The organism is Pseudomonas sp. p1(2021b), assembly GCF_020151015.1.
Classification (GTDB): domain Bacteria; phylum Pseudomonadota; class Gammaproteobacteria; order Pseudomonadales; family Pseudomonadaceae; genus Aquipseudomonas; species Aquipseudomonas putida_K.
The window spans coordinates 2035268-2047277 of record NZ_CP083746.1 but is presented as its reverse complement, the minus strand read 5'-3'; the positions used below and the strand labels follow the sequence as shown (position 1 = coordinate 2047277).

Below are 12010 nucleotides of genomic sequence, written 5' to 3'. Positions count from 1 at the left end.
TGGGGTGTTTCACCTGCGGTTGAGCATTTGCCGCGCCGCGCCATTTGTTTGAAAGTCCCTCAACATCAGGTTATAGCCATCCCTGGCGCCCTGCTCCGCGGCCTTGCGCACATCCGCCAGGGTGGCCGCATCGGCCTTGCCCGATACCTGAATGTGCTGGGTGATGCCACCGAACGACACCGAAGCCTCACCGCCACCCGCGCCGCCGGTTGCCGCCATCACACCCAGCGACCCATCAGGGCCACGGTGAAGAGGCAAGATCGCTTCAGGGCCGGCCTCGGCGAAGATGCCAGCGCCCTTGGCGAAGGCGAACATCTGAGGGCTGTCGTATACGCCACCGGAAAAGGCCGAGAGGCTAGGCGAGTCGTAGACCCCGCCCTTGGCATTAGGGATGACCTCACTGAAGCCGGTCATCGTGCCCTGCCCGAGCGCCTGGGTACCGCCACCAAGGAAGCCGAACGCCGAACTGAGGAAGCCTGCGGCGGCCTGGCGCACCTGGATGCGGATCAGGTCCTCAATGATCGCGTCCGCAAAGTCCTTGAACGATGCCTTACCGGTCTTGATGAACTGGACGATGCCATCCTCAAGGTTGTCGAACGCATTGGTGAACAGCTCCTGCGTCTGGCCGGCGACGTCGGCAGCGCTGTCGAGGTAGTTCTCCAAAGCTGCCCTTGCGCCGTTACTCCAGTCGGCCTGGGCCGCATCGATCTTGGTGAAGGTGTCTTCCTGAACCTGCACCAACTTCGCGCCGTACTCCTGGCGTAAGGCGATTTGCTTTTCAAGTTCCTGCCGCTGCTTCTCAGTAGTGGCCGTGGCCAGCTCATCCCGCAGCGCCAGGATTCTGTTGTTGTTTTCCTGCTCCAACGCAAGGCGCGACTGCGCCCGGCTGGCTCGCTTGTCACCCATCCCCACTGCCGCGGCGGCGGCATCGCCCTGCTGCTGCGCAATCGCCAACTGGCGCTCGAGGTCGGCCTGATACTTCATGGCCTGGGACAATCCGGTGGACGCCTGAACGGCTTGGTTGAACTGGCCAGCCAGCGCAGCAATCGCCTGGCCGTACTCAGCGGTGGTGATCTTCTTCTGGGTCAACAGCAGGTCCAACCCCTGAACCTGTTTCTTGAACTCGTCAGCCGCCGCTCCCACAGGGTCGTAGACTTTTTTCAGCTGTTGGTAAGCGGTCTCCGCTTCTTTCAACTGCTGGTTCAGCTTCGTCTGCGCTGAAGTGGCGTCCTTGGTTTCCTGCTTGGCGCCCTGGTTGGCCTTCTTCTGCGCTTCTATCGCGTTCGCGGCTGATAGGATCGCCTGACGGTCGGTCTCGGTGAGATCGGCATGCTCGGCAATGTAGCGGTTGGCTGCTTTGATCGCGCTGCCGTTGTCCTGCAGGCCTCCTAGCTGCTTCTGCAACGTCTCGAGGTAGGTCTGCCCAGCCGTGCTCATGCCGGCTTTCGCAGCATTGTTGGCCTGTGTCGAGGCCGTATTTTCATCAGTCGCGCCGGTGAGAGCCTTCAGCGTTTCGGTTACACGGCTAGACTCCTGCCCGGCATTGCTGAGCGCGCGGGCCTGGATGAACCACTCTTGCACGGTGCCAGCCGGGATATGTAAGCGTTCAGCGACATCCTTCAAAATCGGCGAAAGATCCTGACCAGATGCTCTCGCTTCGTTCAGCTTGCCGATGATTCCCTGGTAGTCCGCCAACTGCCGGTTGTACTGCCCACCAGAATCTCTGGCAGGCGCCGTCACAACTGCGGATCGGATGGATTGAGCCAGATCGCCATAGGCGTCCTTTACGGTTTGCGCCGCCTTGACCTGCTGCCGCTCCCAGTCCACTAAGGCTGCAGCGCGCTGGTCCTTGTTGAGTTTCTGGAATTCCTCACGTAGCTGGGCGAGAGGTTTGCGCATGTCTTCCAGGCTGACGGCTGCCTGGTCGGCATTGTCGCGCAGAAGCAAGAAACTGGCTGCAGCGGTGCCAGCCAGAATTGCCAGCCCCATAGGGCCACCGAGCGCCGCCAAGAGGCCGCCAGTGGCAGCGCGCGTCAAGTTGGTCTGAGCGATAGATAACGCCTCGGTGGATGCAACGAGAGCGGCTTGCTTGGGCAGCAATTGTGTCTGCACCAAAGACAGTCGCTGCAGTCCGGTCGCTGCAGCGACTGAGGCCTCGGCCTGCTGTACCTGCGCCTGGGCATAGATGCGCTGGGCCTCAGCACCGCTTAACGCCGCTTGGGCATTCCTGAACTCTGCTACCCGCTGAGCTACGGCAGCCTTCACCGCCATGTATGTTTTTGCGGTATAGCTGGTAAGCGCTGCCACACCGGCGCCGCCAATGGCTACGGCGACTAAATCGAAATTCTCCCCAATCGCGGCGAGGACTTTAGAAAGACCACCAATGGCGCCGGTCTGCTCTTCCATTCTCCCAAGGTAGTTGCCAATCGCGGTGCCGATGTTCACCAAGGCGTCTTGGACGCTCGTGGACATATCGGCGGCCGCTTTACGGTTGGCTTCCACCGTTTGCAGCAGCCCAGTATTAATATCCTCAAGGGCCAGTTTCCCATTACTACCAAGCTTGCGCACCTCATCGGTGCCCTTGCCTGTTGCAGTGGCTATAGCATCTACGATGGTCGGCATTGCTGCCTGGATCGACTGCCAGCCATCAACTTCAACCTTACCGGTCTGGAGTGCCTTAGAATAGGCGTCTAGTGCTGAACCAGCTTTATCAGCCGCCGCAGCGTTTGTCACCAAGAGGAAGCTGAAACTATCAGTGATATCCAGCGTCTGCTGCGTGTTGAAGCCCAGGCTACGCATCACGTCGGCGGTGCGGATGTATAGCTCTTGGGCCTCGGCGAGAGGCCGGTATGTCTCCTGGGCTGTCCGCATTAGGTGCTCTTGCACCATTTGGTATTCGCCCGCACTCCCTGCGGCCGCTCTCATCCGGTCAGACATCTGGCCGTAGGCATCAACCTGCTTAATGATACCTCCGATCAGCCCAGCGCCAGCTAAGGCCGCAAAGGCCCCACGCATGAGTGTTCCTGCCCCCTGAGCCGCAGAGCCCGCTCGATCAAACGCAGAGTCAACCGTCGCCAGGTTTCGTTCAATTGCCTGACTGGTCTTGGAAACCAGCTGATCGGCACCCGCCAATTCACGTCGCAACTGAGCAGTCGTCGCCTCAATCTGAACCAGCATCCCATGGACTTGTTGGTCAGCCATGCTTTTCTCCGGGCAATAAAAAACCCGCCGAAGCGGGTGGTAAAACTGGAACACTAACGGCAGTGCGTTGACCAGGCTGTTTCAAAATCGCCTGGGTTCATACGGCCATCATTTTCGAAAACTACCATTTCCTTGCTTGCTGCGATAAATCTCCTGAAACCAACATAACCCCCAAACGAGTTTTTAGAGTTCACCTCGCCGCAAAGTCCGCGTTGATTACGAAACTCAGCGCTGCCTGGATCCTTTAAGACCCCGCCCACAAATTCTCTAGCGACGCGCTGGTTTCTTATCTCAGCCATTGCGGCTGCACTTTCGGCCTTTTCCGCATCTGATTTCCCGCAGGCTGCCAGCAACAAAAAAGCAGGAAGCATCATTACCATTTTTTGCATTCGTCAATCCCTCGCACTCGAACAGGGAAGACTAACAGAACGCTAATTGGTCCGTCTTCCCGTCAGCGCCATCCGCAATTTGTCAGCCACGCTCGAAGCGCTTGGCTTCTCCTTCGCTCCCTGCTTCTTCCCGCTGCCGAAGGGGTTAGTCATCTGCACCCACTCAATCCTGGCATCCATGGCCATGAACAGCTCAGGGAGCGGCGTAGACCAGGCCACATCAGGCGCCCAGCCCAGCCAGCCAGTTGCGATCCCATACAGCCGGTCGACGTAGCTGCCGTCTTCGACAGCGCTTACGCCGTCCCGGCTTGGTCGTTTCCCTCGTTGCCGCCTCGCGGATTGTAGAGCGCGCCAAGGTATTTGGTGACTGCCGGTGTCAGCCCGGCCACACCTTCCTTCCAGACCTTTTCGGGTAGTGCCTCGGCTGCCTTCCCTTCCAGGCCGGCGCCGGCGGCAATGATGAAGGCCACCGCATCTACGCCAACAGCATGCAGGGCTCCCGAAGCCCCGCGCAGGCCGCCGAAGCGACTCTCGATCGCTCGCACAGCCTTGAGGGTGGGCTGCAGGGTGAACTCCTCATCGCCCAATTTCACGGTCACGGTGCCGTGCAGTGTCTTGTTCATTGCTCAATCCTGTGAGGTCGGGGCCGGAGCCCCGAAGAGGTTATGGGGTGACCGGCGCCGGCAGCAGCTCGAGAATGTCGGAGTTGATGCCCATGGTGATGTTGCGGCGGACCACGTTGTCAGCAGCACCGGGGGCCACAGTGTTGTTCATGACCTTGACGCGGAAGTAGAACGTGCTGGGGTTGATCGCCGGGGTCGCGTCCGGATCGCCGTCGTTGAGGGTGATCTTGATGTTGTAGTCACCCTTGCTGCGGTCCTTGTGCGCGGTCTTCACCGCATTCTGGCCCGCATCACCGTTGTCCAGGCCCACGGTCAGGGTCAGATCGCCAGCGTCAGCTGTGCCCTTGTACTTGCGCACCCGGCCGTCCTTGAGCGACGTGAAGGTCACGCTGCTGAAGGTATCGCCAAATTCGCCCAGGTCTTCGATCTCGCCTACATCGACGTAAGTGTCTGCTTCGTACTCGGTCTGGGTATCGGCGCCGGTCTTGCCGCCAATGGCGAGGCGGCAGCCGGCGGCTGTGTTCAGGTTGTCATCGGCCATGGGGAATCCTCCAAAGGCTCATTGGAAAAAAAGCCGCGGCGCGGCCGGTAGGTAATCAGTGGGTGGTGATCACGCGAACGGTGATCGAACCCTGGTATGTGACGCCATCGGCATCGCGCTGGGCGTCGGCCTGCTCGACCCGGACAGAGACAGCGCGGCCAACCTCGAGGGGCAAGCGGCGCTCGTCCAAGGCGGCGATGACCTCGCCGATAATCTGCTTGACCTCCGCCTGGCCAACCTTGTCGGACCACACGGACAGGTAGATCAAGCGTGTTTCGCGCTTTCGTCCTGCGATGGGGCTCGCGTTCGTGGAGAGCTCTCGGTCGATCGACACATAGGGCATCGGTGTATTGATGTCGGCGCCGTCGTAGATCGGGCAGCTGACCTCGGCGCGAAGCCTGGCGAACAGAGCCTTCTGCAGCGCCACGGATGGATCAGCCATTGCCTACCCCCTGGCTTGCCTTGCGCAGCGTTCGGCGCACAGCGGCTTCGATATCGGCCATCACATACTCGCGGTTGACCTGCATCGACGGACGGAGCCAGGGATGCGCGGGGCGGGCCGGGATGTCCGGGTATTTGCCGAAGAAGTGGGTACCGTCACTCTTGTTGGTCGCCCGCTTGTTGCGGTTGCCGGCGCGCTTCTCGCCGATGTAGCCCTTGGTGCCGTACTCGATGAAGCGCAGGTAGAAGAAGCGACGGTTATCACGTTTGCCGCGGATACCGATCTGCGCATCGAGTCCACTGGGCGAAACGTAGACCTTCAGCGCGGCGGCAGCGGCACCCGTATCCTTTGGAATCAGCTCTTGCTGGGTCGCCAGGATGCGATTGGCGGCATCCTCCATCGCCGGTTTCAACTCGTTGTCCATCGTTCGATGGATGTTGCGAAGCGTCCGCCGGAGCCGGATGTCGCCCCGCAGACTGGAGCGCCGGGCCATGGATCACTCCTTGGCCTTGGCGGCCTTCGCTGGCTTGTCGGGGGAAGCGGCGGTTTCCTTGATCTCCACCGCGTAACCGCGGGCAATCAGCCCTTCGCCGTAGGCCTTATCGACCTCGAACTGTTCCCCCTTCTCACGCTCGCCGGAGGCTCCGGTCAGCGGCCCCAGGGCCTGGATCTTCATTTTCATGGATCACCTCATGGATTCGGGACACTGGAGCACAGCAAGCGCAGCATGTCCCGTTCGTTGTTGAGCAGCCGGGCCTCGACCGTGTAGGTGGTGCCGCTGCGCTTTTCAGCCAGCCGCCAGCCAACAGCGATGTCGGCCCGAGGGCGGATGCGGACCTCAGCACTGATGACCGCCTCGACCTGCTCGGCTACGGGCGCCGTACGCCCGGTGGGCATGGTGATTTCCGCCCATACTTCGCCGACTTCCACCCAGGCTTGGTCGTAGCCGCCAGTGTCGTTCTGCACGCGCTCGTACTTACTCAAGCGGCAGCGGTGCCGCATCGGTCCGGCTTTCATCAGAAGCGCTTCCTGTACCAGAGCAGCCGCTCTACAGCGAGCGGCATGGCGGTAGCGATGGTGCCCACGGCCACGGCCTCACGGTTGGCGTACCAATGCCCGACCAGCAGCAGGACGGCCTGCTCAACGTCGCGGGTCAGGCCCATCTCATCAGGCTCAATCGGCTCGGTTTCCACCAGCTTGCGGTCGCAGTGCTGCTCGACGTGGGCCTTGGCCGCTTCGATGTAGCCGCCGATCAAGGCGTCTTCTTCATCGCCATCGACCCGCAGGTGCATCTTCACGTTGGCCAAGTCGAGCATTTACTTGGCCTCTTTGGGAGCCGTCGGCTTGGCTTCCTTGGGCTTTGCCACCTTTGGCTTGCCGTCATCACCGACCTCTTCGGCCAGGCCCTTGCCGATCAGCGAATGGGCGTATTCGTCGTCTACGTCGTCGAACACCGCACCGGCCTTGACCTTGTTCGAATCGGCTTTGAGCAACGCACCATTGCCGACGAAGCCCCACAGAATCTTGATTTTCATACTGCCTCCAGATGCGGAAAGGCCGGCGCATGGCCGGCCATCGCTGTGAGTGGGTTACGCGGCGACTGGGAAGTTGCCCTTGACCAGCGCCTCCTTGCGGCGGACGCCCAGGCCCAGACGCTCCTCGACCAAGAGCGCGCGTTCGTTCTTGATGAACTGATCGTTGATCAGGCCCATCTTGAACAGGAACGACATACGGTCGAACAGCGTGGTGGAGCGGGCAAAGTTGGCCACCAGGAACTCGCCGCCGGTAGTGCCATCACCTTCGTCCATGCTGTCGGAGGTGATCACCGGACGGCCCCACAGGATCGGGGTCACCAGGCCCTGCAGGTTGGCGAACAGGTAGCGGTTCTCGCCATCCTTCTGCAGCTCGATGTTCATCCAGTCCAGTTCGGTCATCACAACGCCATCTGCGGACATTTGCGATTGCTTGCGGACCTGGTAAATGGCTCGACGTACCAGATCGATGGCGGTATCACCAGCTTTGCTGAGGGCGGTGTTGTAGCTGGTAGCCTGGGTCATCAGGCCGTTCAGGTTCTCGCCGAGGCCGTCACCCTTGAGGATCTGCGACTCTTCTTCCAGCTTGAGGTCATAGCGCAGAAGCTGCTGCAGGTAGGCGAACATCTGAGGCACATCGTCCAGCGCCTCGTCGGTGACCGGCATCCACACCGCGATCTTCTTCACGCGGTCGGTGACGTTGGTGAAGGTCACGTTGCTGGTCGGCTTCAAGCCGCCCTCGGCCACCGGAGCGGCGCCACGGGTGTGCACATCCTCGCGGAAGTAGGTGTACTGCTGGCCGGAGACCGGGATCGAGGTCAGCAGATCGCGGATACGCAGTTCTTGGCGGATACCCGGCTGGATGACCGGATCGTAGACCGGGGCGACGATACCGGCACTGGTGACCTTCATTTCCTTCATGCTGGCCATGTCGGACTTGGTCACCTCGAGCTGGGCCAGGGAGGCGTTCTTCTGGTTCAACGCCTTGTAGGTATCATCGCCCTTGATGAGGTCGATAAAGCTTTTGCCTTCACCTGGCTGGCCGCGCAGCTTGACGCCCTTCTGTTCCAGATCCTGGACCTGGTCGATGACCTTTTGCAGTTCGCCCTTCTGGTCTTCGATCTGCTTCTTCAGGTCGCCGGTGACTTGGTTGCCCTTCTGGACCTCTTCCATGGCCGCGTCATATTTCTTCTGCAGCTCGCCGAAGCCGTTCTTCAGCTGCAGCTCGAGGGAATCCTTGATTTCTTTAACTTCGCTCATGGCGATACTCCAAAATATTGGGTGAACAAGTTGGGAAGTTCTTTCAGCTCATCCACGATCGCCGTGGCCTCGCTCCCGCCGTCACGGCGTAGCGCGGTGTAGCCGAGCGAAGCGACTGCCGCCGCTTCCTTCTGCGAGAGCCCCATGCGTTCGCGCAGGGCCTTCTCGAAAAGCCTGATGTCTGATTTGACGCTGAGGATCTGTGCCTGGGGGTTCATGCCAAACGGCACGAATGAGGCCTCCCAGAGTTCGGCCTCCTTGATGAGGCGGACGCGCCGGCCGTCACGCTCACCGGGGTCCGCCTGAATGGTGTTGAAGCCAATCGACATGCTGTCGAGGATGTCCGCTTTCATCAGCTCATAGGCGTCTCGGGCATAGCTGACGTTGAGGTTGACCTGGCCTTTCAGGTACAGGCCATGGTCGTCCTGGCGATAATCGGCGGCGCCAACCAGGCGGGTCAGATCGTGATACAAGGCCAGCTTCAGCTTTCCGCCACGTGTTGCTTTCACCCGGGTGAAAGCGCCAGGCAGGATCACGTCATCGCCGAGGTCAACGTTGTTGAACACCGCGGCGTAGCCTTCGAAGTTGCCGGCTTCATCCACGGCCTTGAGCTCGAACGGGCATTCAAGGTTCGCCATTTTTTTGCATCTCCCACCGGGTGACCCGGGCGTAGTCGCCGCCCAGCGGCGGGTAGTTTTCCTTCTCGCGGACCTCGTCGATTGAAAGCCAACCGGAACCGCCGGAGCCGCCGAGCGCCGCCTGGAAGTAGGCGGCGCGCCCGGCACTGTCCGCGCGCAGCAGGCCCTCGACCACGAATTCGACAAATCGGGTCGTTGACCGGAATAGCTTGTCGTTGAGCTCGTCCTCGACGGCGTCGATGTAGGGCTTCAAGCCGAAGGTGATAAACCCGGTGAGCTGTTGTTCCAGGTTCGAGCCCATGATCGAGGTCTTGCCCGCTCGGTTGGCCAGCCACAACGGCACACCGTAAATGCCCGCCAGCGCCTCTTCCTGGAACTGCTGCGACTCGATGAACTGCGCGTCCTTCTGGCTGATGCCAGCCGGGACGATCTTGGGGTTACCTTGCAGGATCGCCATCTTGCCGATGTCGTCAGCGTCAGCCTTGCGCACGTCCGGGAACTTCTCCATGACCTGGGCCTGTTGGGCCTTGGTGAGGAACTGCTCGTAGATGACGTATCCACCCGTGAAGCCGCCCTTGCGCATGAAGCGGGCCGACCATTGCTGGCCAGCCTTCGCCAGCCCCATGGTCTCGGCCTGGTGCTCGATAGGCGAAAGCCCGACGATGCCGTCCAGGCTGAACAGCTTGAAGTGCAGCATGTGCTCCGGCGATACCGGGAACGGATCCCCCTCCTTGGGGGTGACCAGGTAAATCAGATCCTCGTCGGTGTCGATCTTCACGCTCCGGCCGTCCAGCGGTACCAGGCCAATCGGATCACCGTGGATGTTGCGTTCGATCAGGGCGAACGCGTTGCCACGCAATGCCATGTTCACGACCACGAACTTGAGGAAGTTCAACCGGGTCATGTAGGGGTTCGGCTTGCGCAGCAGCTTGAGCATCCGGTCATTGCCGGTGACCAGCGCCCGCGTGCCCTCTTTGTCCTCGTACAGCTTGAGCGGTAGCCCGCTCAGCGACTCGGAAAGGATCTTGACGCAGGACCAGACCATGCTGATGGACAGTGCCGTCTTGGGGGTTACACGCACACCGGCCTTGGTGCGCTTGCCGCCCACCTCGAGGTCAACCTCGACATAGTCGCCCGTGGTCGGGTCGGTGTAGCCGAAGAAGCCCCAGGTCCTGGGGTTGTACCATTTGAATGCCATGGTCAGCCTACTAATCCGAAGAAGCCGTGGTTGAGGTAATCGTCCAGGCCGCCGCGGGCCTCGGGATTGAGGGCCATCAGCGACACGGCGTTGAAGGTCGCCATGAGCGGGTCAATTTTTGCGGTGCCGGAGGCTTGCTTGGTGATCAAGAAGGCGTTGGCCGACGGTACGCCCTTGGCGTTCCCGCAGGACCAGGCCATGAGCGGCTGCCCGCAGTGAATGAAGGTTCCTTCGGCAAGCCGGCGCTCGGTCGTCTTGATCGCGCCGGTGAGCTTCCAGCCCTGCGAGATACCAACGATCTGCTCCTCGTCGATGCCGACATCCGCCAGCGCATCCAGTACTGCGCCGATGCCAGCCGGGTCGAGACCGACCTTGTCGAGCAGGCCGGCCTCATTGATCCGGGCTACGATCGCCGCCAACTGATCAACGTCGTCGCCGATCTTGTCGACGATGGTTAGGTCACCGGTTGCCTGCAGGTCGAGCAAGCGCGGCGCCTCTGACTTGCGGCGCTCCAGAACGGACGGGTGGGCCCAGGCATGCGCCCAATGCAGCCAGGTGCGCGACTCCCGAACCCGGCCAAGGACAGCCAGGCCCAGCAAGTCATCCAGTCCCCCGCCATCCCCCCCAACGACGATGACCTCACACTGCTCGAGCAGATCATCCAGGGTCATGCCTGGCTTGGCCTGGGGCTCCCAGAATGCGGCGCCGACCCAACTGTCGGACATCAGGGCCAAGCCAATCTCGATGTTGAGGTGCTTGGCCAGGAAGCCGCGCATCTCCGCCTCGCCGTCGATTTCCGCCTGCATGTGCAGGCGTTCGAGGGTTGGACGGTCTACCGAGTAACCAATGTTCGGGTTGACCAGGTGGAAGTTCTCGGGCTTGCGGGCCTCGCCGCTGTCGATCATCTCCTTCGAGAACTCGTAGATGATCGGCAGGAAGCGGTTGTCGTCGATGCGGCCATCCCGCACACCGCGGGCATAGGTCAGCTTCGACTTGAACACGCCGGCTGGGGGCTCGTTCGACTGGGTCGTCAGCCAGATGATGAAACCTTCAGGCCTGGACAACAGGCCGCCGGTGGCTTCGCGGATCATGTCCGCTGCCTTGGGGTTCTTGCCGAACAGCCAGGCCTCATCGATCAGAACGCCGACCGCCTTCTTACCGCCCACCACGTCGCTGTCAGCAGCCACGACCTTGAGCGTTGCGCCGGTTTCACGGTGGGTGATAAGCCTCAAATGTGGCTGCACATGCAGCAAGGCCTTCAGCTCATCATCGTTGTTGACCATGTCCTTGGCCGGGATGAAGGAGTTGTCAGCAATCTCCTTGGTCGGGGCCAGAATGATGAACTCCGCCGAGAGGCGCCAATTGCGGATCAGCGCGGTGAGCATGATGCCGGCGGCGATAGTCGATTTACTGTTCTTCTTGGGGATGCAGAGCATCACTTCGCGGATCAGACGTTCGCCTGTCTCGCTGTTGTAACTACCAAACACTGCGCCGGCGAAGGCCAGCACCCAGGGTGCGCAGGAGGCCTCGATAGTAGGGCTGCCAGGGGCGTCAACGATCTTCAGCCCCTTGAACACCTCGAGACTTGCTTCGGCCTCGTCGGGAAACAACGGCGGTGGGATGATCGATTCGCCGGCAGCCAGGCGCCGCCACCAGTCTGGGCAGGCCGTGGTCCATTGCATGAGTTACCCCTTCACGACGGAGAGCGGTGGCTTGCCCTGGGCATAGCGGCCCTTGCCGGCCTCCTTGGCGGCCTCGGCCTTCTGCTCCTTCTTGCCCGCGTCGGCCTTCTTCCCATGGACATAGGGAACGGCCGTCTGTGCGGCGTTGCGCCGGTCGAAGACCTTGGCTCGGGGCTCGTTCATTAAGGCCAGCAACCACTCCAGCGGATCCTGGGTGGACGGGAGACAGCTGAGGTATTCGCCGTCGGCCTCGTTGATCTCAATGGGTCCATCGGGGCTTTCATCAGCCTTCGGTTTCCGTCCCCTCTTCTTCGGTTCAGGGTTAACACTCAGCTCTGCTTTTCGGGCAAGGATCGCGGACGCAATCTTGGGGTCATTGGCCCATCTGGAACCCGACGCAGCAGCGACGGAAGCCTTGCAACCTGCGGCTTCCGCCGCTTCTTTGTTGGACGCACCTCGGGCCTTAGCGTCAACAAACTGTCGCTGTTTGTCTGTTAACACCAT

General features: G+C 61.0%; 15 protein-coding genes. All 15 read right to left on the bottom strand.

Going from position 1 to position 12010, the window contains the following annotated elements:
- Positions 1-9: 9 nt before the first annotated feature.
- Positions 10-3201 (bottom strand): phage tail tape measure protein, encoded by a 3192-nt coding sequence (locus K8374_RS09640; RefSeq protein WP_224458829.1) that lies wholly within the window; start codon positions 3199-3201, stop codon positions 10-12.
- A gap of 53 nt (positions 3202-3254) precedes the next feature.
- Positions 3255-3590, bottom strand: coding sequence for a hypothetical protein (locus K8374_RS09635; protein ID WP_224458828.1), 336 nt, complete (start codon positions 3588-3590; stop codon positions 3255-3257).
- A 293-nt stretch (positions 3591-3883) separates the two neighbouring features.
- Positions 3884-4213: a hypothetical protein gene (locus K8374_RS09630; RefSeq protein WP_224458827.1), complete on the bottom strand. Its 330-nt coding sequence runs from the start codon at positions 4211-4213 to the stop codon at positions 3884-3886.
- A gap of 40 nt (positions 4214-4253) precedes the next feature.
- Entirely contained in the window at positions 4254-4754 is a 501-nt protein-coding gene (locus tag K8374_RS09625) for a hypothetical protein (RefSeq protein ID WP_224458826.1), read from the bottom strand.
- 55 nt (positions 4755-4809) lie between these two features.
- A complete protein-coding gene (locus tag K8374_RS09620; protein WP_224458825.1) occupies positions 4810-5196 on the bottom strand; it encodes a DUF3168 domain-containing protein in 387 nt (128 codons plus the stop codon).
- The gene (locus tag K8374_RS09615) at positions 5189-5689 is read right to left on the bottom strand and encodes an HK97-gp10 family putative phage morphogenesis protein (protein WP_224458824.1); all 501 of its coding nucleotides are present in this window, start codon (positions 5687-5689) and stop codon (positions 5189-5191) included. The genes K8374_RS09620 and K8374_RS09615 overlap by 8 nt, the downstream gene beginning before the upstream one ends.
- Positions 5690-5692: 3 nt before the next feature.
- The gene (locus K8374_RS09610) at positions 5693-5872 is read right to left on the bottom strand and encodes a hypothetical protein (RefSeq protein WP_224459303.1); all 180 of its coding nucleotides are present in this window, start codon (positions 5870-5872) and stop codon (positions 5693-5695) included.
- 14 nt (positions 5873-5886) lie between these two features.
- The gene (locus K8374_RS09605) at positions 5887-6213 is read right to left on the bottom strand and encodes a phage head closure protein (protein WP_224458823.1); all 327 of its coding nucleotides are present in this window, start codon (positions 6211-6213) and stop codon (positions 5887-5889) included.
- Complete coding sequence (locus K8374_RS09600; RefSeq protein ID WP_224458822.1) at positions 6213-6512, bottom strand: head-tail connector protein; 300 nt, start codon at positions 6510-6512, stop codon at positions 6213-6215. Before K8374_RS09600 ends, K8374_RS09605 begins: the two co-directional genes overlap by 1 nt.
- Complete coding sequence (locus K8374_RS09595; RefSeq protein WP_224458821.1) at positions 6513-6731, bottom strand: hypothetical protein; 219 nt, start codon at positions 6729-6731, stop codon at positions 6513-6515.
- Positions 6732-6785: 54 nt separating this feature from the next.
- Entirely contained in the window at positions 6786-7988 is a 1203-nt protein-coding gene (locus K8374_RS09590) for a phage major capsid protein (protein ID WP_224458820.1), read from the bottom strand.
- Complete coding sequence (locus K8374_RS09585; RefSeq protein ID WP_224458819.1) at positions 7985-8626, bottom strand: HK97 family phage prohead protease; 642 nt, start codon at positions 8624-8626, stop codon at positions 7985-7987. The genes K8374_RS09590 and K8374_RS09585 overlap by 4 nt, the downstream gene beginning before the upstream one ends.
- Positions 8613-9824 (bottom strand): phage portal protein, encoded by a 1212-nt coding sequence (locus K8374_RS09580; RefSeq protein WP_224458818.1) that lies wholly within the window; start codon positions 9822-9824, stop codon positions 8613-8615. The genes K8374_RS09585 and K8374_RS09580 overlap by 14 nt, the downstream gene beginning before the upstream one ends.
- Positions 9825-9826: 2 nt before the next feature.
- On the bottom strand, positions 9827-11506 hold the full coding sequence (locus tag K8374_RS09575; protein WP_224458817.1) for a terminase large subunit: 1680 nt from the start codon (positions 11504-11506) through the stop codon (positions 9827-9829).
- Positions 11507-11509: 3 nt separating this feature from the next.
- Positions 11510-12010, bottom strand: a complete 501-nt coding sequence (locus K8374_RS09570) for a terminase small subunit (RefSeq protein WP_224458816.1) — start codon at positions 12008-12010, stop codon at positions 11510-11512.

Excerpts from the sequence above, each read along its gene's own strand:
- K8374_RS09640 (WP_224458829.1), bottom strand. The coding sequence starts at position 3,201 with ATGGCTGACCAACAAGTCCATGGGATGCTGGTTCAGATTGAGGCGACG.
- K8374_RS09635 (WP_224458828.1), bottom strand. The coding sequence starts at position 3,590 with ATGCAAAAAATGGTAATGATGCTTCCTGCTTTTTTGTTGCTGGCAGCC.
- K8374_RS09630 (WP_224458827.1), bottom strand. The coding sequence starts at position 4,213 with ATGAACAAGACACTGCACGGCACCGTGACCGTGAAATTGGGCGATGAG.
- K8374_RS09625 (WP_224458826.1), bottom strand. The coding sequence starts at position 4,754 with ATGGCCGATGACAACCTGAACACAGCCGCCGGCTGCCGCCTCGCCATT.
- K8374_RS09620 (WP_224458825.1), bottom strand. The coding sequence starts at position 5,196 with ATGGCTGATCCATCCGTGGCGCTGCAGAAGGCTCTGTTCGCCAGGCTT.
- K8374_RS09615 (WP_224458824.1), bottom strand. The coding sequence starts at position 5,689 with ATGGCCCGGCGCTCCAGTCTGCGGGGCGACATCCGGCTCCGGCGGACG.
- K8374_RS09610 (WP_224459303.1), bottom strand. The coding sequence starts at position 5,872 with ATGAAGATCCAGGCCCTGGGGCCGCTGACCGGAGCCTCCGGCGAGCGT.
- K8374_RS09605 (WP_224458823.1), bottom strand. The coding sequence starts at position 6,213 with ATGAAAGCCGGACCGATGCGGCACCGCTGCCGCTTGAGTAAGTACGAG.
- K8374_RS09600 (WP_224458822.1), bottom strand. The coding sequence starts at position 6,512 with ATGCTCGACTTGGCCAACGTGAAGATGCACCTGCGGGTCGATGGCGAT.
- K8374_RS09595 (WP_224458821.1), bottom strand. The coding sequence starts at position 6,731 with ATGAAAATCAAGATTCTGTGGGGCTTCGTCGGCAATGGTGCGTTGCTC.
- K8374_RS09590 (WP_224458820.1), bottom strand. The coding sequence starts at position 7,988 with ATGAGCGAAGTTAAAGAAATCAAGGATTCCCTCGAGCTGCAGCTGAAG.
- K8374_RS09585 (WP_224458819.1), bottom strand. The coding sequence starts at position 8,626 with ATGGCGAACCTTGAATGCCCGTTCGAGCTCAAGGCCGTGGATGAAGCC.
- K8374_RS09580 (WP_224458818.1), bottom strand. The coding sequence starts at position 9,824 with ATGGCATTCAAATGGTACAACCCCAGGACCTGGGGCTTCTTCGGCTAC.
- K8374_RS09575 (WP_224458817.1), bottom strand. The coding sequence starts at position 11,506 with ATGCAATGGACCACGGCCTGCCCAGACTGGTGGCGGCGCCTGGCTGCC.
- K8374_RS09570 (WP_224458816.1), bottom strand. The coding sequence starts at position 12,010 with ATGGTGTTAACAGACAAACAGCGACAGTTTGTTGACGCTAAGGCCCGA.